The organism is Collinsella sp. An7, from assembly GCF_002159335.1.
Lineage (GTDB): Bacteria > Actinomycetota > Coriobacteriia > Coriobacteriales > Coriobacteriaceae > Coprousia.
In genome coordinates this window covers 170987-191997 of sequence record NZ_NFHP01000006.1, presented here as the reverse complement: position 1 = coordinate 191997, position 21011 = coordinate 170987, and the positions used below count along the sequence as shown (strand labels likewise).

Genomic DNA, 21011 nt, shown 5'->3' with positions numbered 1-21011 from the left:
TACCCCGCCAACACCCGCGCTCGCCCCCACCCAGAAAGGAGCCCACCATGAGCAACCGTTTGCCCGCGCTCAGGCCCGCCACCCCCTACGCCCTCGTCTACGAGGACACCTCGTCCGCCGAGGCGCTGCGGTGCAGCGTCCGGCTGCTCGAGCGCGCCGGGTGGCGCGACATCCTGCTCGCCACCTTTACCTCCCCGCAAGAACGCGACCTTCCGCGCCAACTCGGCGCCCTTACGCTCGAGCGCTTTGAGGGCGTCGTGCTGGTGCAGGTGGCAATCGACGCCCCCGGCGAGGGGCAGGCCATCGCACTTGCAGGGCGCCTGCACGACTGCATCGCCGGCTTCGAGGTTCGCTGCGTTGCGGTGGCCTCGGCACCGCGCGCCATCGACCTTTCGAGCGCCTTTGCCCTCAACGGCTTTGTCGAGCTGCCGGGACGCACGCTCGGCACGCTCAAGGAGGCCGCCGCATGAACGAGAAAGCGCGTATCAGGAGCATCGGCTCCGAGCTCGCCCATCGCCTGGTGACCACCTCGCCGCGCAAGGCGGGGCTCAAGACGCACAGTGCGGCGGACGTCATGAGCGGCCGGGCCCGCGGCATCGTGTGCGGCGGCGGCCCGCAGAGCGGCGAGATCCTCGCGCTCCCGCGCGGGGTGCACGCATTCGTTATCGGGCGCACCGGCTCGGGCAAGACGCGTCAGGTGCTCGAGACCACCTGCGTGCTCAACGCGCTGCCGGGCAAGGCCGTGCAGCCTCACATCATCTGCCTCGACTGCAAGGGCACCATCCTGCGTGAGACCGCCCGGGCGGTGCGCGAGGCGGGGTATCGCGTGGTGCCCTTCGACCTTGCCGCGCCCCGCTCGGCGGGTCGGTGGAACCCGCTCTCGGCTATGCACCGCGCCCTGATGGAAGACCGGCCGGGCGACGCCGACCTCGAGCTCTCGCGCCTCTCGGGCACCTTTAAGGGCATCGTGCGCGACGACACCGACCGCTACTGGCAGGAGTCCGCCTGGAACACCATCGCCGGGGTTGCCAAAGGGCTCTCCCTCAACTTTGGCAAGGAGCCGTCGCTCGGCGACGTGTACGACGTCATCGCCAACGACGCGATCCTCAGCGCGCTCGACCGCGAGCTCGGCGCCCGCTCGCCGGCGGCCCTCCACGCGGCCGTTCAGCTCACCAACGTCGAACGCACCTGGAACTGCGTGCGGAGCACCTGCGCCTCGATGCTCGCCTTCTTTACCACCGCCGCGGGACGGGCCATCGCGGGTAGCTCGACCGTCGACTTTGCGCGCGACCTCGTGGGCTCGCGCAAGCCACGGGCGTTCTACATCGTGATCCCCGACACCTCGAGCGCGGCGGACGACTACGCGGCCCTGCTGGTAAACACCCTCTACCAGGCCTTTTGCGCCGAGCACGACCGGCTCGGACTCGAGGACACCGACAAGGCGCGTCCGGTGCTCTTTATCCTCGACGAGTTTGCGCGGCTCCCGCGCATGGAGATCTCGGCCGTCATGAGCGCGGGGCGCAGCCGCGACATCTCGGTGCTCGCGGCGCTGCAGAGCGTCTCGCAGCTCACGGAGCGCGGCATCTACCGCGAGGAGGAGGCGCGCGTGATGCTCGAGCAGGCGGCGGCGACCATCTACCTGCCCTCCACAAGCCCCGAGGCCGGGCAAGACGCCGAGCTTAAGTCGAGCGGAGCGGTTGGCCTAACCGACCTCATGCTCCTCGAGCGGGGCGAGGCCTACGTGGCGCTCGCCGGCAAGCCCATGATCAAGACCGCTTGCGAACCCTTTACCACCTGGGCCCCGATGCTGGGCCGCAAGAAGAAAGGATGACTACCATGGACGACAAGCTGCATACCGAGGATGCCGGGCGCGCTGCCGAGGCGCCGGCGGCTGGCGGGAACGACGCGAGCGCCGCGTGTGGTGCGATGAAGAGCGCGGGCGAAGCTCCGCGGGCGGCTGCGGGCGAGGCGGCGCACGCGGATGCGGGCGAAACGCCGCACGCGGACGCGGCGCGCACCGCTGCCAGCGGGGGCGGTGGCGCCGCCGAGGAGCCGGACGCGCGGCGCGAAGTGCGGCGCCGACGTGCACGGCGGGAGCTGCTCGCCCGTCTCTGGCTCATGGACGACGATGGCCTCGACGCGCCCGACGACCTCGACGACGAGGACGATGATGAAGACGAAGACGATGAGGACGACTTCCTCTGGATCGGAGGGCCGGACGCCAAATCCACCAAACTCGACGCGGCCGGCGGCGCCACCATGGCGCTCATCTGCGGGCTGCCCACCGTGATGCTCAGCACGTGGCTCATCGAACGAAGCGAGTCCCTTGCCGTCGCATGGCTCTTTGGCATCGGAGCGGTGGCGCTCTTCCTTACCGGGGCGCATGCCCACGAGCGGGGCGATGGCGCCGTCGCCGCAGCGCTCGGCAGCGTCGGCTTGGGCATCATGCTTCCCCTTGCGCACGCGTTTGGCGCACCCCTGTTTGAACTGCTCCTCTTTAGCCTCGCGGTCTACGTCGTGTACTGCATGGGCGCGTGGAGCTACAAGGATGACCTCGTGGCCATCATGGCCGAGCATCTGCCCCTGTGCGCCGTCGCCCTGTTCACGACGATGACGGGGATCGTGCTCTACGGCCTGCTGCCCTAGGGAGATGCCGATCGGAGTCGCTCCGCGCCACGGTGGGTTGGGTGCGGAGCGGCCCGATCGGCGCCTGCCCCGCATTACAACGTGCGGCAACGACGATACGGGCATCCGCGGCCGCCGCAGACTGTCATATAAAACGGCAGCAAAACACGGCCACGCATGACACAGCTCGGCAAACGTGCTTCTGTGCGCTTCCCCCGCGCGCCTCGCTACTCCCCGCGCTCCGCGCCCTTGCGCTGTTGCACGGCCGGGATGCGCTCGGCAAAGCGCGCCACACGCTCGAGGGCGCCCACAAGGTGCCGTTCGCGGAGTTCAACGGGGCAATCAACAAGAATGCTCGCCCCAAAGCGCAGCACAAAGCGCCAGAACTCCGCAAAACCCACGAGCTGCAGCGGCGCAGGTGAGACCCAGACCGAGCCCTCCTCGGCGCCGGTCGCAGTCGGAAGCGCCTCCTCGCGCCAGCCGTGCTCAGCAAGGACGGCAATCTTGTTAAGAACATTCCCCGCCTCGCCGCTGGCGCGCCGGACCTCGGTGACGTGTAAGCGTATGCCCTCGGCAAAGCGTCGCACGTCGGCCACGCTCGGCTCCGCACCCGGTACGTCCCAGCAGTCTACTGGCGTGGCCAGGGCGTCGCGATCGGGGGCGCGCCGCTCCCGGGCGGATGCGAGCGGCGTTGCCTCGCAGCGCGCGAGAGCGGGTTCGGCCAGATCAACTACGCAGAGTGTGCCATCGGACGCTACAGCAAGGAGCGGCCAGCGGTTGGCCGACGAACGGGGAAAGAGCGCAACGGGCCAGAGTGCATCGGCCGAGAACGTCGCGCCGCCTTCGAGCGCGCGGCATGGCCAGACCGCGGCGCGATGCCCCAAGCGGTCGTAGAGCCCCAGCCCCCGCTTTGCCGTGGCCGCCACACGGACGGCATCGGCGAGGGCGAGCTGCTCGTCCGTGGCGGGGAGGGTGCCGTACGCCCGCAGTTGCACCGTGCGCTCGGTGGCCGGCGAAGCAACAAGCGCCTCTGGCGCAGCGCCGGCGTGAGCGACACTCCCCGCCACGGGCACAAGCCACGACTCGCCGGCAAAGAGCCCCTCCATGCCGGGCGCGGGAATCTCCGCAAGGGATTCTACGGGACGGCAGGGCGCTTGCCGAGCGCCGGCGCCTCTGCTTGGTTTGCGCCTTGCGGGCGAGGAGGCGGCCCCGTCGGCATCCGCGCACTCGGCGGCGCCGGCGGTCCCAGCAGCCTCCGCCTCCGCGCGCGCCGCCGCAAACCCCAGCTCGAGGTAGAGAAACACATCGTCCGCATCAAGCCGGGCTACACAGTGCTCCAGCGGCTCGGGCGAGGCCGCGGGATCGTCCACCGGGCGCCAACGGGCCGGGCGTGCCGGCTCGGTCGAAGGCTCCGCAAGGCACAGCACCAGCGGTTCGTCCGCCGCTTCATAGGTTGAGCGTGGTCCGTCGAGCGCCTCGCCCGGAACGTTTTCAACTTCCGCGGTGAACACCGGCGTGAGCACGACTGTCCCGGGAGCATACGACCCACAGGCGGCCGGCGTGTCGGGCGCATTGACGGCAGCCGGCGTCGAGCGGCCAACGGCGCGCCGGGCCAACAGGTCCACGACCATAAACAACAGACGGGCCCGCGCGGCAAGCTCCGCGAGCGGCCCCTCCGCCTCCATTCCGCCTTCGCCCATCGGCCCGGGAATGTTCAACACCCCTATCGCCGCGGAGAGCAGGCAGCCCGCAAAGGGACCAGCCGCGGAGCGCTCGCCCCCTACGAGCGCGGTCAGCGCCACGAGCCAATCCTCACCCCAGCGGGAGCGGCCTCCACTCGCGGATGCCGGCATCGGCGCCTGCCTCACCGGGTGTGACGCGGGCGCCCCTGTTGCCTCTCGATCCGCAGACAAATTCGCCATCGTCCGCGGCGTGGCCAACCTCTCCGCCGCTCCACGCGGCGTGGTCGCCTCCGCCGTCCCACGCGAATCGAGCTTCTCAGCCGCACAACCGCGCGGCTCCGCCTGCGACATGCCCTGCTCCCTATCGCTCATACGCACCTTCCCGCCCCTCGCGCTGCCGAGCCACGCGATACGCACGCACAGGCGCTGCAAGCGGCACCACGACACGCACCTCGCCTGCCACGCGCCCCACCCCTTCATCGGGCGCGCCTGTCGTGCGCACGAGCTTCACCTCGAGCTCTTCCCCCGGGCTGCCCGCAGCCCGCACCAGCCGCTCAACCCGAACGGACGGCAGCTCGTCGCACGCTGCAGCCCGAGCCGCGTACGCCTCCGCGATCGACACTGCCGACCCGCCGAGCCCCATGAGCCGCCGGCCATCCCACGCCCAGAGGTAGTCGTAGCCCGCCCCCGCAAGCGTCTGCTCGGGGTCGCTTGGCCCCACCAGATAGCGCGCCTCTACATCCACCACGGAGTCGGCGAGCGAGCGGAACTCAGCAAGAACGTCATTTCGCCCCACCACCACGTCACGGTAGCGCCAGAGCACCTCGCCGCCTCCGCCGCGCACCCGGTCCAAGCGCGCCGCAGGCGCAGAGGACACGTACTTCGCAAGCGCCGACGCGAGCGAGCCCTCACCGGCCACGGAGGTTGGCTGGCCCTCCCAAGAGCCCCAGGCAGCATCTCCCCCAGCGCCGCCGCTTGCCGCCAAGTCGCGCGTCACGGTCTGCGCCTGCTTGCGGCGTGCCGAAACGAGCCGCTCAAGATAGTCGCGGAGCCCGGCGTCGGCCTTAAAGAGCACGTTCACCTCCAGCGGCACGTCGGTCACCGCAGCGCATGCGGCGGGCAGGCGTGCGTCAATCACCTTAAAAAGCTCGCAGATTCGCCCAATGTCCGCACGGCTCGCGAGCGGCCCTGCTACGCCCTCCCAACACAGGGCGCCGTCGCGCACCGGCGCGCACCACAGGCGCGGAGCAGAAGGCCGGCGCCCGCCGGGCGGCGCGTCGAGCCGCGCGCCAACAAAGAACATGCCGCGGTACTCATTTTCTACCACGCGGTGCACCGCCATGGTCACGCGCTCCCACGTACCGTGGATGAGCTGCCGAAACACCACTTCGCGCCCAAAGAGGTCATGGTCGCGCGCAAGGCGGAAGGCCTGTGCGTCGCGCACCGCGTCGCGCGCGCTCGCCGGCAGCACGAGCCGGCGCGGCAGGGCCCGAACTGCGGCGCGGCGCTCGGCAGCCACCCCCGCGGTAAACGGCCCGGCTGTGGGCACGTCCTCAGAGGGAAAGAGCAGGGCGTCGGCACGCGCAAGCGCCGGTAATGCCGACGCTTCGGTTATCGCAAACGAGACGGTGCGGCCGTCTCCGCCTGCCTCGGCAGCGGCACTGGTGGGCGCCTCGGCCACGATACCCGGCTTATCCGGCCCGCCGGTCCAGCGCTCGCGCACGCGGGCGGCAAAGTTGTCGATACCCCGCCGCGGAAAGAGCCCCGCATCCGAGGCGGCGTCGATATCCGCCAGATGCACCCGCCCCGGCTCGCCCCGGCGCAGCGCGAGCGAAGAGAGATAGAGCCTCAGCCCCAGGTCGGAGAGGCCGCCCTCAGACACGTCAACCGCTACCGCCTGAGCCGCCACCGCCTCCACAAACGCTGCCGGCAGCTCGCGCTTTGCCGGCGAGCGGCCCGCATCGCGCCAGAGCGCGTCGATAATGGGGTTGAGTTTGCGGAGCGAGCCGAGGTACTTGTTGCAGGTCTTGTACGAGTAGGCGCCGACGCCCGTCTCGCCGCCGTTTACCTTGCTCAGGCGGGCGCGCAGCTCCAGGTAGCGGCAGCGCTCTACCACCTCACCCGTCTCGTTGCGATACACGCCCTTGGTGCGGGCAAAGAGCGCCATGACCTCATCGGCCGAGGCGCACGCGTTGAGCTCGCGCACCACGGACACGTGGAACGGCCCCGTCACAAACACGGGAAACGGTCGCGTTGGGTCAAACCCTGCAAAGCGCGTTGGCAACACGCGTCTCACGCTCCTCAATTTGCTCCTTTTTATAAGGATAGCACGGAGCGTCGGAGGCGAGCATAGGGTAAGCTGGTACCATAGCGGTAACCCGCTGGGCGGACGCCGTATTTTTTCGATTTTTTCGATCTTGTCGCCCGTCCAGCGGGTCCCATCTTTAGCAAAGCAGCCGCGTCGGCCGCCTCCCGGGGCAAAGGGACAAGGAATTTGTCAGGGCTTTGTTCCAAAATGACTCAACCCAACCCCGTCCCAAAACCAATGGGTTGCCGCGCTTAGGCGCCGTGGACGAGCTTGAGGCCGATCACGCAGCCTACAAGCCCGGCGAGCAGCGCGACCTTGAACCAGCTGAACGGCTCGATACCCGTCACCATGCTGTAGACAACCGTAAGCGTGGCGCCGATGCCCACCCAAACGGCATACGCCGTACCGAGCGGGATGCTCCGCACCGCATGGCTGAGCCCGAACATGCTCGCCGCGAGAGCCACGATAAAGATGATGCTGGGGATGAGCTTGGTGAATCCTTCGGCTCGCTCGAGCGCCACGGCCCACACGGCCTCCATCGCGCCCGACACGATCAAGATGGCCCAGTTCATGGGGCCTCCCTTCCGTCGATGCGCCGTCTTATCGATCCTGGTACGGCTGCCCTCGTCAGGAGCCCCATAGGGCTACGGGCAATCTTAGCACGGAGGGCACACAGAGCATAAATGGGTCAAATGGAACACGTCCCCAAATGACCCATTTGCCCGTCCGCGACAACGGAGCCGGCCCGTCGTAGTGCGCCAGATTGCCGCGAAAGCCGAGGGCATAGGCCTTTGCGCCATGCCCGAAGGCTTGAGCGGCAAGGTGGCGTGCCCTCGACCGCGGAGACGGCCTCCTGTAGTGCCCGAGATCGCCGCGAAGCGAGGCGGCATAGGCCTTCGCGCCATGCCGCCGAAGCTGAACGGCGAGGTCGGGTGCTACGGGAGGCCGCCCTGGTCAGTAACGCCTACGCGAACTGGGAGTTGTATAGCTCCGCATACGCGCCGCCGACGGCGAGCAACTCCTCGTGGTTGCCCTGCTCGATGATGTTGCCGTGGTCCATCACGAGGATGAGGTCGGCATCCACGATGGTGCTCAGCCGGTGCGCGATCACAAAGCTCGTACGACCCTGCGTGAGCGCCTCCATCGCCTGCACGATGGCGCGCTCGGTGCGGGTGTCAACGCTCGAGGTCGCCTCGTCCAAGATCAAGATCGAGGGGTTCGCCAAAAGCACGCGCGCGATGGTGAGGAGCTGGCGCTGGCCCTGGCTGATGTTCTCGGCATCGTTCTCGAGCTTGGTGTCGTAGCCCTGGGGCATCGTCCGCACAAAGAAGTCCACCTGCGCGGTCTTGGCCGCCTGGATGATCTCGTCGCGCGTGGCGTCGGGGCAGCCGTAGGCGATGTTCTCGGCGATGGTGCCCTCGCGCAGCCACGCGTCCTGCAGCACCATGCCAAAGCGGCTGCGCAGGTCGGCGCGCGCCATGGCATGCGTGTCCACCCCGTCGAGCGTGATGCGTCCGCCGTCGATCTCGTAGAAGCGCATGAGCAGGTTGATGAGCGTCGTCTTGCCAGCGCCCGTGGCGCCCACGATGGCGACCTTCTGCCCCGGCTCGGCCACAAAGTTGACGTCGTGCATGAGCGGACGGTCGGCGTCGTAGCCAAAGCGCACGTGCTCAAAGGCCACGCGTCCGCGCACCGGCTCGGCCACGCGGGCGGGATGCTCGGGGTCGGACTCGATCTCGGGCTCGTCGAGCACGCCAAAGACGCGCTCCACGGCCGCCAGCGCGCTCTGCAGCTGGTTGACGGTGAGCGAGAACTGCGTGAGCGGCTCAGAGGCGGTGTTGACGTACTGGAAGAACGCCTGCAGCGTACCGATGGTGAGCTCACCGCGCATGAGGATGCCCGTGCCCATGAGCGCGAGCACCACCTGCGAGAGGCGCACGAGGCAGCGCACCATGGGCGCCACCACGTTGGTGATGAAGTCGGTGCGGCGCATGGTATCGGCAAGCTGCTGGGTCGCCTCGTGGATGCGCGCCGAGCTCGCCTGCTCCTGGTTGAACGCCTTGATGACGATGCGCCCGGAGTAGGCCTCCTCGACGTGCCCGTTTAAGACGCCCACGGCGCGCTGCTGCTCGGCCGCCAAGATGAGCGTGCGCTTAGCCACCAGGCGCGTGCCCGTAACGGCAATCGCCGCAAAGCAGAAGAACACGAGCGCGAGCGTGAGGTTGAGGCGCACCATCATGATGGCGGCGCCCGTGACCGAGCCCACCGCCATGAGCATCGAGAGCAGACCGCGCTGCAGCACCTCCGAGACCTTATCGAGGTCGTTGGTGGCGCGACTCATCACGTCGCCCGGCTTGTGAGCGTCGTAGAACTTGAGCGGCAGGACGTTGAGCTTCTCGGCGATGCGATGGCGGAGCTTGAGGTTGAGACGCTCGGCAAAGCTCGCCATCGTGAAGCTCTGCACGGTGTAGAACGCCCAGGCCACGGTCCAAATGCCCACAAAGGTGAGGAGCTCGCGACCGCCCGTGTCCCACCCGATGGTAAAAATCTGCCCCTTGGCGTGCGCCGCCTGGATGTTTGCCCAGAGCAGGTCGATGAGGTGCGCGCTGTAGGCCGGGGCAGAAATCTGCGCGATGGTGTAGCAGATGACGCACACCACCACCACGGCAAAACGCCAGTGCTCCCCGCGCGAGACCTCCCAGAGGCGGCGAGTTACGGCGACCGGGTCCTTGGGGACCTCGAGCTCCTCCTCGGCCTCGGGCTCCGGAGCGCCCGAAGGCTCGGGCTCGTGCGGGTCGGCGTAGCGCGCGGGCGCAGCATCGCCGGCAGCCGCTATGCTTCCGGTCGTGCCCTCGGCCAGCCCCTCGACTTCCTCAATGGCGGTGTCCTCGGAAAAAATCCTCTCGTTTGCCATGGCTACTCGCCTCCCTTCTGCGAGCTGTCTTGGGTTGAGGTGGCGTCCCCCTCTGGTGCGGTATCGGCAGGTGCGGACGGAATGTCGGCGGCCTCGGCCGGGGCGCTGGCCTCATCGGCCGCTGCGTCGACCGCGGTTACAGTCTCGTCGGCATCGGCCGCGGCATCGTCAGCCACAACCTCGGCCGCGGCCACAGCGTCCCCCATCAGCGCCTCGAGCTCCTCGGCGCGCAGCTGCGAGCGGGCGATCTCGCGATACGCCTCGCAGGTGCGCATGAGCTCCTCGTGCGTGCCCAGGCCCTGGATGCAGCCGTCTTTGAGCACCACGATCTGGTCGGCCGAGAGGATGGTGTTGATACGCTGCGCGATGATGAGCACCGCCGCGTCTTTGACCTCCTTGGCGAGCGCGTGGCGCAGGGCCGCGTCGGTCTTAAAGTCGAGTGCGCTGAACGAGTCGTCAAAGATGTAGAGGTCGGCCTTCTTGACGAGCGCGCGGGCGATGGAAAGCCGCTGGCGCTGCCCGCCCGAGAAGTTGGTGCCGCCCTGAGCCACCCGGTGCGCCAGCCCCTCGGGGAGCTCGCGCACAAAGCCCGACTGCGCCACGTCGATGGCGTGCCAGAGCTCGGCGTCGGTGGCGTCGGGCGCGCCGTAGCGTAGGTTGTCGGCGATGGTCCCGCTAAAGAGCCAGGCCTTCTGCGGCACGTACGAGATGTGCTCGCGCAGGGCCTCCTGGGTGAGCTCGCGCACGTCGGTGCCGCAGAGACGCACCGAGCCGTCCGTTACGTCGTGGAGACGCAGTGCGAGCTTGGCAATCGTGGACTTGCCCGAGCCGGTGGGTCCGATGATCGCCGTGGTGGTGCCGCGGCGGCAGACAAAGTTGATGTGGTGGAGCGTGTCCTCGTCGGCGTCGGCAAAGCGGAAGGACGCGTTGCCAAAGTGCGCCACGACCTCGCCGGAAACGCCCGCCCCCTCGGGGAGCTCCGTGAGCTCGCCGTCGGCGATGCTCGGCTTGAGGTCGATCACCTCGCGGCAGCGCTCGAGGCACACGAGGGCGCGCGGCAGCATGAGCGCGCCGATCTGCGCCATCATGATCGAGAAGAGGATCATCATCGCGTACTCCACGCAGGCCGAGATGGAGGCGATCTCCATCGCCCACGCGCCCACGCGGTTGCCGCCGAGCCAGATAATGGCCACCTCGGCGATGTTCATGATAAAGAACGCCGAGCAATCGAAGGTCGCAAAGATCCAGTTGACCTTGATGGCATTGGTGGCGTAGTCGCTAAACGCCTCGTCGAGGCTCTTGCGCTCGGAAGCCTCCTTGCCAAAGGCGCGGATCACGCGCACGCCCGTGATGCTCTCGCGCAGGCGGACGTTCATGCGGTCGATAAAACGCTGGAGCCGCTGGAAAATCTTGGCGGCGCGCAGCACTACGATGACGGCGATCACGGTCACCACGGCGGTAAAGGCCGTGAGCATGATGCCGATCTGCATGTCGATGGAGCAGGCGAGCGCGATGCCGATCGCCATGGAGAAGGGCACCGGCAGCATCATCTGGATGGTGATCGAGATGGCCATCTGGATCACGTTCACGTCGTTTAAGGTGCGGGTAATCATGGAGCCCGTGCCGAACTTCTCAAAGTCGCTGCCTGAGAACGCGAGCGATGCGTCGTAGACGGCGTTGCGGATATCGCGCCCCACCTTGGTGGCGAGGTCGGCGCAGAAGTAGTTGCACGCAAAGGCGCCCGCGCCCGAGACCACGGCGGCCACGAGCATAAACCCGCCCTGCGAGAGGATGTAGTCAAAGTCGCGGCTCGAGACGCCGATGTTGATCATGTTGGCGAGGATCGTGGGCACGAGCAGCACGCCGGCAAGGTTGACGCCGAGCGCCACGAGCACGCCGAACGTCTGCAGCTTGTAGGGTTTGAGGAAGCGCAAGAGCATCTTCATGGAGCAAACTCCTAGCGTTGCGGTGTGGTGCGGATAGATGGTGGATGGGATGGGGCGGCGAGGGGCAAGGCGGCATTGGCACCGGGTTGCGGTGGGGCGAACGCGGCGACCTTGGCGCTAGCGCGTGGGCTGTCGGCAACACCGCCGCGAACAAGCCCGGGCACCGCACGCCTCGGCGCGCCGGCCTGCAAACACCGAGCTAGATGGGGGCAGCCTCGCCTTGGTCGAGAACCGGGTCCTCGGGAGCGACATCCCCCGCGGTGGGCCGCTCGAACGCATCGTCGCCCGTCTCAACCGCAGCGAGCTGCGCATCGAGCGCGTCAACGTAACGGCGCACAAGCCGCACGAGCTCCTCCTGCTCGGCCGCGCTCAGGTACGAGAACGCCCGGTCTTCGGCGCGGATCGCCGGGACGATGTGTCGGCTCGAGAACACCCGACCATCCTCGGTAAGGGTGGCGCGCTTGCTCTTGCGGCTGCCCTCCATAAAAGAGAGCTCCACCAGACCGCGGTCGCGCAGCGTCTTGAGCGCCGAGTTGATGGTCTGCTTGCTGTACGACCACGACGCCGTGAGCTCCGAGAGCGGCAGCTCCCCGCCCGCGACCTCGAGGTCGTAGAGCATCCAGTAGGCGCAGTCCGAGACCCCGCAGCCGCGCGCGTAGACGTGGTAGAGCTTGTCCACCTCGTTGTAAAGGTAGTCGAGCTGGCGCGCCGCCGCACCGCCCGACGTTGCGGGGCAGGCCGAGGCCGTCCGCTCAAGCTCGGCAGCGTTGTCCACGGGCACTCCCCTCTCTCACGAGCGGCCGACCCATACGAGCCGGCTGGAAGCCTATCTGCGAACTGTCGCCATGGTAGTCCGATTTCGGATAACCGTCAACGACCGCCGAGCATCATTCCACGCCTTCCGCATGCGCGCGCCACGGCGCAAAACGGCCGCCAGCGCACAGGGCGCCGGCGGCCGCCAAAGGGGGCATCAATCAACCAGACGTACCCGCGCTACTACTCCCAGCCCTCTTGATCGGACTCGTAGAACGTCGCCTCGTCAAACAGGTCGTGGATGCTCTTACCGTCGCGGAACGGAAGCTCAATAACCTCGGGCATCGTAGAGACCAGCTCGGAGCAATCCGTAAAGCGGCCCTTGTCGTTGAGCTTGGAGCAATCCTGCACGCGCCAGTACCCGTCGGTGTGGGTGACGTAGTACTCGTCGCCGTCGACATCCATAAAGACGCGCGTCTTGGAGCGCAGGTACGTCTGGAACCCTTCGAAGTCGATCTCGAGCGGCTCCTCTGCTTTGCGGCCCATAGTTCCTCCTTGCGACGGGCGCCCACGGGCGCCAGCGGACAAATACCGATACCACTAGTAAACCCACCCAAGACGCGGTCCATACCGTCAGTCTGGTGAGCGGTTGGGGTTACAGGGTGGGCGGGCGCCTCGGGGAGCGAGACGGCTGTCGGGCAGACGGCAAACGGCCCGGCACCCCTTGCAGAGGGCACCGGGCCGCTACATTGCCACTAACGGGCGCAGATAGAGCTGCGCTTAGTCAAAGTCGAGCTCCTCGAGGCGGTCGAAGACGCGATCGATGCGCGTGAGGAAATCCCACGGATCGAAGATCTTGTCGAGCTCCTCGGCCGGCACGGTGCAACGCGGGTCGGCCTCGAGCTTCTCGCGGAACGTGGTGCCCGGCTGGCACTGCTGCACCTCGCGCCATGTGGCCATGGCGTTCTCCTGCACGATGGCGTAGGCCTCCTCGCGCGTGATGCCCGTCTCTACCAGCGCAAGCAACACCTTGGACGAGAAGATGAGGCCGCGGGTCTTGTTGAGGTTGGCCTTCATCTGCTCGGGGTAGAGGATGAGCCCGTCCACCACGCGGATGAGGCACTGGAACATGTGATCGAGCGCGATGAAGCTGTCAGCCTGCGCCACGCGCTCTGCCGAGCTGTGCGAGATGTCGCGCTCGTGCCAGAGGGCCACGTTATCAAAGGCGACCTGCGCGTTGGCCTTGACCACGCGGGAGAGGCCGCAGACCTTCTCCATGGTGATGGGGTTGCGCTTGTGCGGCATGGCGCTGGAGCCCTTCTGGCCCTTCTTGAACGGCTCCTCGGCCTCGAGGGTGTCGGTCTTCTGGAGGTTGCGGATCTCGGTGGCGATGCGCTCGCAGGTGGCCGCCGTGGTGGCCAGCACGCCGGCAAGGTAGGCGTGGTGGTCGCGGCTGATGACCTGCGTGGAGAGCGGATCGTGCACCAAGCCCAGGTGCTCGCAGACGTACTCCTCCACAAACGGGTCAATGGAGCTGTAGGTGCCCACCGCGCCCGAGATGGCGCCAAAGGCCACGTTGGCGCGGGCATCGCGCAGGCGGTCGAGGTCGCGCTTGAGCTCCCAGGCCCAGCTGCCGAACTTCATGCCAAAAGTCATGGGCTCAGCGTGGATACCGTGCGTGCGGCCGGCGCAGAGGGTGTTGCGTTCCTCAAAGGCGCGACGCTTGCAGATCTCGCCGAGCTTCTTGACGTCCTCGATGATGATGTCGGTGGCCTGAACGAGCTGGTAGCAGAGGGCGGTGTCGCCGAGGTCGGAGCTCGTCATACCAAAGTGCACCCAGCGGCTGGGCTTGGGCTCGCCCTCCGGCACGTCGCGATCGATGTACTCGCCCATGTTGGTAAGGAAGGCGATGACATCGTGGTTGGTGACCGCCTCGATGGCGTCGACCTCCTCCTTGTTAAAGGTGGCGTGGTCGCGGATCCACGCGGCCTCCTCCTTGGTGATGCCGATCTGCCCGAGCTCGGCCTGAGCCTCGCAGGCGAGCACCTCGATCTCCTGCCAGATGGCGTACTTGTTCTCCAGCGAGAAGATGTGGCCCATCTCCGGACGGGTGTAGCGATCGATCATGCGGGCTCCTTTGCGTGGCGTGCGGGCCGCGCGGCGCGGGGCGGGGCGGCCTGCCTGGTGCGGGCCGCGCGGGCGGCCCTCGTCTGACGGCCCTATTGTACGGCATGAACGGGGGCGCGCCGGGCGCCGGGGCACGGTCGGCGCAGGTTCTCCAGGGGTGAGGGCTGTGTGGCGGGGCGGGTCGGGCGAGAGTGCAGGCCGGCTGCAAACGCGTGCAGCCCGCTCTTGGTGGGAGCGGGCTGCGGTCTGCAAAACTTTATGCTGCCGAGCGCTGTCGCCGGCGCCTCTTGCGCTGAGTGGCGCGAGCGGGACCAGGAGCCTACTCGGTCGAAATGGGTCCGAGTGGAATCGGGCCGTCCTCCTGATTGTCGTCAGCCTGGTCGGCTTCCTCGTCCGCCGCCATGATGGGGCTCTCTTCAACCTCGATGGCGGTGACATCCTCCGCCACGATCGGCTCGTCAGCTGCCGCCGCCGCGACAGGGGCCACAGGCGGCACGGAATCGTCGTTATCCCAGTAAGAACCAGCATCGGTCGCACCCGCACCAGAGCCGGCGCCGCTAGCCGGACGCGTCGGTGCGCCGCCGTTAGGGCTCCACGTGTTGCCACCATCCGGACGAACGGGCACGCCATCGGGCAGCGGGGCGGCCGAGACGCCCCAGCGGCTCACCTCAAAGCGGCAGAACCATTGGCCCATTGCGTTTACGGCCACGAGCTGCATCGCCACCGAGATCACGCCGTACACAAAGATCGCGGCGATCACCAGAAGCACGAGTAGCATAAACGGGCCGGCGCCCCATGCCAGGAGCTGCTGCAGAGCGTACTCCGCGTGGCCGTAGTGGTAGGCGTAGCCCGTGGACACCACGGCCGCGATGCCGCCGAGCGCAATGACGCTCCCCACCATAGCCATCAGCACGGTATACGCCACGCACACCGCGCCGCCGATAAACGACACGAACCATGCCTTAAGAAAACCGAGCGGGTCGCGCCCGATCATCTGGAACAGCCGGTCGACTCGCCAGCCGGCGCCAAAGCTGTCGTAGAGCGTAGTGCGCATCATCGCCGCGGTGAGGAAGGTCCCCAGTACAAGCGACACGGCTGTGCCCAGAATGCCCCAGACCGAGAGGGCCGTAACGCCCTCGAGCAGCGAGCTAACCGAGATTCCCATCCCCATTACGAGGAAGCTCCCAAAGAACGCCCAGCCGCCAAAGCCAAAGATGGCGAGCACCGCGCGGACGATGAGCCCCATGAGCACCAGCACCAAGAAGGCGCGGCCGCCCGTGGCGAGGATCTTACCGATATCGATGTTGTGCCGTCTGGGGGCGGTATCGATGCCCCATGCGGTAAAGCGCGCCCACTCGAGCGCGTAGCCGAGCACGGCGATCTGCCCCAAGATAGGGATCCAACCGATTAGCGCCAAGATGCACAGCGGCTTGTACCAGCCGTGCTCCTGCGCGAGCATCTTCCATGATGCGCCAAAGCCAAGTTCTCGCGAAAGCATGGGGCATCCTTTCTCTTGCGGTCGTGCATGCGCCCGGCTGCGGCCGAGGCGTTGGTTTTCTCCAGTGTAACCGGCGGTTGCGGTGCAGGGCGCGGACGAGCGGCAGTCTTAAGCGCCGCTTTTGCGGAGGATAAGTGTTCATTAAGTAACTGCGGGCGTAGTGCGGGCGCCGCGGGCGGCGTGCGGCCGGAGGCGCGGGGCAGGCGGAAGCCTCGGCCCTCCCGGCACGCCTGGCTCGCGCTGCAGCTGGCTTCTAGCACCGTTGAGCGCGCCGTACCTCCGGCGCCACGCCCGACTCGCACCGCGCCCAAGCCTCCAGCCGTCGCGCCCGGGCCCTCCCTTTGTTGCGGCAATTCCCTTTAGCAGAATCTTTGCGACATTTTTGGAGCCCGAATCGACCGATTCGTTCTATTAGGGCGAATCACGCAGCGGAGGGGTAGCATGGGGCTGCGGGGCAACCCGGCACCCAGCCGCCGTGGCACCCGACGCCCCGCTCCGCACGCGCCCGGCCGGAAGGACCATCATGCCCTCCAAAGCACGCCTCATCGCCCCGCGAGACGCCATCCTTCTGTTGGTCGCGCTTGCGCTCTGCCTTGCCGCGGGTGCCTGGTGCGACCTGCCGCTTTCGCAGGCGCTCTACCACCCGGCCAGCCCCTTTGGCCGGGTACTCGCCGCCTATGGCCAATCTCCCGGCGCGCTCACGCTCTCCGCCGCAGGAACGCTCTGCCTCCTCTCCTGCGGGCAAGGGAGCGGGCGAGAGCACGGGCGCACGGCAACCTCCCGCCTTTTTGCGGCGTTGGGCATCGTCGCGCACGTCGCGTCGCTGGCCTACCTCATCATCGCGCCCGTCCGCTATGTCGATCTTGGCCTTGCCGCCCGCGGCCTCATCGCCCTTCTGCTCGCGGGGGCTGTGAGTGCCGCCATGGCTCGACTCGTCCGCGAAGTGCCGGCACGCGCGCTCCGGCGACTCGCCTGCTACCTGATCTTTATCGTTGTCGCCGAGAACCTGCTGGTCGCCGGGCTCAAGGAGCTCTGGGGCCGGCCGCGCATGCGCATGCTCGCCGCCACACCCGAGGCAACCTTCCAGCCCTGGTGGAGCATCGCCTCGGGTCAGCGCGAAGCCCTTGTGGCAACGGGCATCCCCGCGGAGGAGTTTCGCTCCTTCCCCAGCGGGCACACCGCGAGCGCCGCCTGCGCCATGGCGATCGTCGCCCTACCCGCCGTGCGGCCCAGCCTCGCACGTTGGCGCAGCCGCATCTTTTGGCTGAGCGCCCTCGTGCCCGCCACGGTCGCATGCTCGCGCATCATCATGGGAGCGCATTTCTTGAGCGACGTCACTGGCGGCTTTACCGTGACCTTCTTGGTGATTCTCGCAGGTTGCTGGCTCTTCTGGCGCAATCAAATTCCTGCTGGTGATGAGGTGACGCCAGCACAGGGTGCATCGACCGCATAGGCCTGCAATCAAAGCGGAGCCGCCAAATCGCACCTCGGGCCCGACGCCCTCCGCCCCGGTGCGCGCGTCTCCATAGAAAATCGCGTTTGCAACGCCGGCGATATACGGTACAATTGCCTGTGCTTGAACGGAGAGTTGTCCGAGTGGCCGAAGGAGCACGATTGGAAATCGTGTAGGCGGCAAAACCGTCTCCAGGGTTCAAATCCCTGACTCTCCGCCAGTTGCTTTTCTCGCGGGCGCTTCGGCGCCCGTTCACCCCATGCGGAGGGGTGGCAGAGTGGTTGAATGCGGCGGTCTCGAAAACCGTTTGGCCTGTATAAGGTCACGAGGGTTCGAATCCCTCCTCCTCCGCCATTTTTCTTTTCTACAATCTGAAATACCCAGGTGAACGCTTTTTCCTGCCCCGTGCAGGAGGGATTCGAACCCTGCAAAGGTGCGAAGCTGCGGAAACGCGTATGCGTTTTCCAGCGCAGCACGCAAGGGCGCGAAGCGCCCGCAGCGGTCGCGGGCGGCGCAGCTTCACGCGGAATCCCGTGCATCGCCACACCCACGGCAACCATGCGAGGGGACCGCCCGGCCGTGACGAACAAACCTGTCCCCAATGTCACACGGCGGCGGGGCGCGGCGCGGGCAAACACGCTAAGATAGCAACGGCCCGCAACGGGCCGCGTGCAACCCCAACCGATAGGAGCGTCGCCGTGCCCGCCGAGCTCGCCGCCATACCCGCCGTCGCCTCCGTGCCCGTTACCGCGCACGCCGTTGCCGCGCAGGTCGCGGTGCCCGTTTGGCTCGAGCTCATCGCCATCGTGGTCTCGTCGGTCTCGGGCGCGCTCACCGCCCGCGAGAAGAACCTCGACCTCGTGGGCGCCGTCTGCCTCGCCGCGCTCTGCAGCCTCGGCGGCGGCCTGCTGCGCGACGCTACGCTCCAGGTCGGCAACGTCTACATCCTCAACCAACCCGCCGCGCTGCCCGCCGCAATCATCACCGCGGCGGTGGTGTTTGCCATCCCCACGGTCATCGCCAAGCAAGACCGGCTCATTGCTGTGTTTGACATCTTCGCCGTGGGCCTCTACGCCGCCACCGGCGCAGACAAGGCGCTCGTCTACGGATTCAGCCCCATCATCTGCGTCACCATGGGATTCTTTACCGGCGTTGGTGGCGGCATGCTGCGCGACGTCTTTTTGGGGCAGGTCCCGCACATCTTTAGACGCAGCAACTTTTACGCCGTTGCCGCCATCGCGGGTGCGAGCGCCTACGTTGCCCTCGCGAGCGCCGGTATCTCGCACGTTATCGCCGTGATCGCGTGCGTGGTGGTGACGATGGGCCTGCGCTGGCTCTCGCTGCGCTTTAACATCATGAGCCCCACCGAGGTCGACCTCACGCGGGTGGTCCCCCGCCGCCACCGCGCTCGCCGCGCCGCCGAGCTGGCCGATGACGCCTCCCGCGAGGCACCCGCCACCAAACCGCGGCTCAACCGACCGGACCGTTCCACCGCCGAGCTGGCCGAGCGCCGCCGGCGCACCCTTGCCGATATCGACCGCCGTCGCGAACAGGAGCGCCGCACGGCCGCGCTCGACCGCCTCAAGCGAGCTCGCCGCAAGCGCAACCAGCGCAAACTCGACATCTAATTCATTCTGGCACGCAAAGCCGATCCCGGGACATCTTGCGGATCGCGGAGGACCCTCCACCCGCCGTCATAGCCGCCGCCCACATGTCGTTCCGCCACGTGCGCCATACGCAAAAGGGCCTGCCGACGGGCATCTTCCCCCGCCGACAGGCCCCAGCTCGCACACTCAAAGGCAATTACTTGTTCTTTACCTGCCCAGCGCGCACGGCAGCCTTCTTGCGGTCCGTCGCGTTGAGGATGCGCTTGCGCAGGCGGATGTTCTTGGGCGTAACCTCCACCAGCTCGTCATCGGTAATGTACTCGAGCGCCTCCTCGAGCGTGAAAGTGCGCGGCGGCGTGAGCTGCACGGCAATGTCGGCCGTGGAGCTGCGCTGGTTGCCGAGGTTCTTGGTGCGCGCGATGTTAACCACCATGTCGCCCGGCTTGTTGCGCTCGCCCACGAGCATGCCCTCGTAGCACTCGGTGCCCGGCTCCACAAAGAGCTGGCCGCGCTCCTGCAGCGTGCCGAGCGCGTAGGCAACGGCCTTCTCGGTGGTCATCGAAATCATGGCGCCGTTGTTGCGCCCGCCGAGCTCGCCCGCGTAGGGTCCGTACTCCAGGAAGGTGTGGTAGAACACGCCCTCGCCGTGGCTGACGTTGAGGATGCGATTCTTGAGGCCCATGATGCCGCGCGTGGGGATGCGGAACTCGATGTGCGTGACCGTGCTGCCCGCGTTCATGCTGGTCATGGTGCCGCCGGCGTTGCCAAAGACCTCGATGACCTTGCCCGCGTACTCGTCGGGGCACTCCACCACGGCCTGCTCGATGGGCTCGAGCTTGTTGCCGTGCTCGTCGGTGTGGAAGAGCACACGCGGGCGACCGACCTGGAACTCGTAGCCCTCGCGGCGCATGGTCTCCATCAGAACGGAGAGGTGCAGGATGCCGCGGCCCGAGACCTCCACGCCGCTCTTGTCCTCGAGCTCCTCGATCTTCATGGTCACGTTATTCTCGGCCTCCTGGGCAAGGCGCTCCTTGAGCTGACGCGCGCCCACGATGTCGCCGTCGCGGCCAACAAGCGGCGAGGTCGACGCCTCAAACACAACGGAGAGCGTCGGCGGATCGATCTCGATCGGGTCGAGATGCACGGGGTTCTCGGGGTCGGTGTAGACGTCGCCGATGTCGGTGTGGTCGATGCCCACCACCGCGGCGATATCGCCGGCGCCGACCTCGTCGCACTCGGTGCGGCCGAGGTAGTCGAAGGTGTAGAGCTGCTTGACCGTGGCCGTGGAGCTCGAGCCGTCGTTCTTGACCACGAGAATCTGGTCGCCGTCGTGGATGGTGCCGGAGTACACGCGGCCGATGCCGATGCGACCCACGTAGCTCGAGTGGTCGATGGTGACGCACTGCATGGCAAGCGGCGCGTTCTCGTCGACCTCGGGAGCGGGCATCTCGCGCACGATCATATCGAGCAGCGGGTACATGTCGTCGCCATCGGCCAGCGGGTCGAGACGCGCGTAGCCGTTAACGGCACTCGCGTAGACCACATGCTCCATGGCAAACTCGAGCTGCTCGTCGGTGGCGCCGAGGTCGGCCATGAGGTCGAGGCAGTCGTTGTAGGCGCGCTCGGGCTCGGCGCCGGGGCGGTCAATCTTGTTGATGACGATCATGATCTGGAGGCCGCAGGCGATGGCGTGCGAGAGCACGAAGCGCGTCTGCGGCATGGGGCCCTCAAAGGCGTCGACAAGCAGGAGAGCGCCGTCGGCCATCTTGAGCACGCGCTCGACCTCGCCGCCAAAATCGGCGTGGCCGGGGGTATCGATGATGTTGATCTTGACGCCCTTGTACTCGATCGAGCAGTTCTTGGCGAGGATGGTGATGCCGCGCTCGCGCTCCTGATCGTTAGAATCGAGTACGCGCTCCTCGACCTGCTGGTTGGCGCGGAAGGCGTCGGTGGCGCGCAGCAGCTTGTCCACCAGCGTGGTCTTGCCATGGTCGACGTGGGCGATGATAGCGATGTTCCTCAGGTTCTCGACGCGCATGTAGTCTCCCGTTTCTTGATCCGTTTATCCCACCGGGCGGGGTCGTCCCCCTCGCTTTGC

At 67.2% G+C, this 21011-nt stretch carries 15 protein-coding genes, 2 tRNA genes and 1 riboswitch; of the genes, 7 read left to right on the top strand and 10 right to left on the bottom strand.

Annotated features, from left to right (window positions below; all coding sequences use genetic code 11):
- Positions 1-47 precede the first annotated feature (47 nt).
- From B5G20_RS08305 to B5G20_RS08295, 3 genes are read left to right on the top strand one after another with little or no spacing between them, the layout of a single operon-like run.
- Positions 48-470 (top strand): hypothetical protein, encoded by a 423-nt coding sequence (locus tag B5G20_RS08305; protein ID WP_087356438.1) that lies wholly within the window; start codon positions 48-50, stop codon positions 468-470.
- A complete protein-coding gene (locus B5G20_RS08300; RefSeq protein WP_087356437.1) occupies positions 467-1831 on the top strand; it encodes a type IV secretory system conjugative DNA transfer family protein in 1365 nt (454 codons plus the stop codon). Before B5G20_RS08305 ends, B5G20_RS08300 begins: the two co-directional genes overlap by 4 nt.
- Before the next feature lie 5 nt (positions 1832-1836).
- Positions 1837-2646, top strand: coding sequence for a hypothetical protein (locus tag B5G20_RS08295; RefSeq protein ID WP_087356436.1), 810 nt, complete (start codon positions 1837-1839; stop codon positions 2644-2646).
- Positions 2647-2852: 206 nt separating this feature from the next.
- Here the strand turns inward: B5G20_RS08295 and B5G20_RS08290 are convergent, their stop codons facing one another.
- From B5G20_RS08290 to B5G20_RS08250, 9 genes are all read right to left on the bottom strand, one after another.
- Positions 2853-4427, bottom strand: coding sequence for a hypothetical protein (locus B5G20_RS08290; protein ID WP_087356435.1), 1575 nt, complete (start codon positions 4425-4427; stop codon positions 2853-2855).
- Positions 4428-4668: 241 nt separating this feature from the next.
- On the bottom strand, positions 4669-6540 hold the full coding sequence (locus B5G20_RS08285; RefSeq protein ID WP_158094428.1) for a hypothetical protein: 1872 nt from the start codon (positions 6538-6540) through the stop codon (positions 4669-4671).
- Between the two features lie 326 nt (positions 6541-6866).
- Complete coding sequence (locus B5G20_RS08280) at positions 6867-7187, bottom strand: multidrug efflux SMR transporter (RefSeq protein WP_087356433.1); 321 nt, start codon at positions 7185-7187, stop codon at positions 6867-6869.
- A gap of 17 nt (positions 7188-7204) precedes the next feature.
- A riboswitch (guanidine-III (ykkC-III) riboswitch) is annotated at positions 7205-7271 on the bottom strand.
- A 308-nt stretch (positions 7272-7579) separates the two neighbouring features.
- Entirely contained in the window at positions 7580-9529 is a 1950-nt protein-coding gene (locus B5G20_RS08275; RefSeq protein WP_087356432.1) for an ABC transporter ATP-binding protein, read from the bottom strand.
- Between the two features lie 2 nt (positions 9530-9531).
- Positions 9532-11475: an ABC transporter ATP-binding protein gene (locus tag B5G20_RS08270; protein ID WP_087356431.1), complete on the bottom strand. Its 1944-nt coding sequence runs from the start codon at positions 11473-11475 to the stop codon at positions 9532-9534.
- A gap of 199 nt (positions 11476-11674) precedes the next feature.
- A complete protein-coding gene (locus tag B5G20_RS08265) occupies positions 11675-12250 on the bottom strand; it encodes a MarR family transcriptional regulator (protein ID WP_204207728.1) in 576 nt (191 codons plus the stop codon).
- A gap of 221 nt (positions 12251-12471) precedes the next feature.
- On the bottom strand, positions 12472-12774 hold the full coding sequence (locus tag B5G20_RS08260) for a CDP-alcohol phosphatidyltransferase (RefSeq protein WP_087356430.1): 303 nt from the start codon (positions 12772-12774) through the stop codon (positions 12472-12474).
- A gap of 234 nt (positions 12775-13008) precedes the next feature.
- Entirely contained in the window at positions 13009-14355 is a 1347-nt protein-coding gene (purB, locus tag B5G20_RS08255; protein ID WP_087356429.1) for an adenylosuccinate lyase, read from the bottom strand.
- 319 nt (positions 14356-14674) lie between these two features.
- Positions 14675-15853 carry a DUF4013 domain-containing protein gene (locus tag B5G20_RS08250; protein ID WP_087356428.1) on the bottom strand — a complete coding sequence of 393 codons (1179 nt, stop codon included), beginning with the start codon at positions 15851-15853 and terminating at the stop codon, positions 14675-14677.
- A 523-nt stretch (positions 15854-16376) separates the two neighbouring features.
- On the opposite strand from B5G20_RS08250, the gene B5G20_RS08245 reads away from it, so the two are divergent.
- From B5G20_RS08245 to B5G20_RS08230, 4 genes are all read left to right on the top strand, one after another.
- Positions 16377-17306, top strand: a complete 930-nt coding sequence (locus tag B5G20_RS08245) for a phosphatase PAP2 family protein (RefSeq protein WP_087356427.1) — start codon at positions 16377-16379, stop codon at positions 17304-17306.
- A gap of 129 nt (positions 17307-17435) precedes the next feature.
- A tRNA-Ser gene (locus tag B5G20_RS08240) sits at positions 17436-17526 on the top strand.
- Positions 17527-17569: 43 nt separating this feature from the next.
- Positions 17570-17660: transfer RNA gene (locus B5G20_RS08235), tRNA-Ser, on the top strand.
- Between the two features lie 344 nt (positions 17661-18004).
- Positions 18005-18934, top strand: coding sequence for a TRIC cation channel family protein (locus B5G20_RS08230; RefSeq protein ID WP_087356426.1), 930 nt, complete (start codon positions 18005-18007; stop codon positions 18932-18934).
- Positions 18935-19109: 175 nt separating this feature from the next.
- On the opposite strand, the gene typA is transcribed toward B5G20_RS08230, so the two are convergent.
- Positions 19110-20951: a translational GTPase TypA gene (gene typA / locus B5G20_RS08225; RefSeq protein WP_087356425.1), complete on the bottom strand. Its 1842-nt coding sequence runs from the start codon at positions 20949-20951 to the stop codon at positions 19110-19112.
- Between the last annotated feature and the right edge of the window lie 60 nt (positions 20952-21011).